Origin of the sequence: Arenimonas malthae CC-JY-1, from assembly GCF_000747075.1 — a bacterium.
Lineage (GTDB): Bacteria > Pseudomonadota > Gammaproteobacteria > Xanthomonadales > Xanthomonadaceae > Arenimonas > Arenimonas malthae.
The window spans coordinates 1-432 of record NZ_AVCH01000138.1; the positions used below are offsets into that span (position 1 = coordinate 1).

Consider the following 432-nt stretch of genomic DNA (forward strand, 5'->3'; position numbering starts at 1 on the left):
GGCGCCAAGGTCATGCCGGTGCGTGTCCTGGGCCGCTACGGCGGATACTTCTCCGACATCGCCGACGGCATCACCTGGGCGTCGGGCGGCACCGTGCCGGACGCGCCCACGCTCGAGCCGGCGCGCGTCGCCGACGTCATCAACATGTCGCTCGGTGGCACGGCGCCGTGCTTCGAACTGATGCAGCAGGCCATCGATGGCGCCGTTTCGCGCGGCACCACGGTGGTGGTCTCGGCCGGCAACGACAATTTCGACGCTGTCAACAAGACCCCGGCCAACTGCACCAACCTGATCAACGTCGCCTCGATCACTTCGGCCTCGCAGCGCTCGGGCTTCTCCAACTTCGGCCCGCTGGTCGACGTCGCGGCGCCGGGTTCCACCATCGCCTCCACGCTCAACGCGGGCGTCACGGTGCCGGCGGGCGAGGGCTAC

The 432-nt window shown here is 69.4% G+C and carries 1 protein-coding gene; it reads left to right on the forward strand.

The genetic code is table 11. From position 1 onward, the window contains the following. On the forward strand, positions 1 to 432 hold a 432-nt coding region (locus N790_RS06085), incomplete at both ends, for a S8 family serine peptidase (RefSeq protein WP_043802113.1).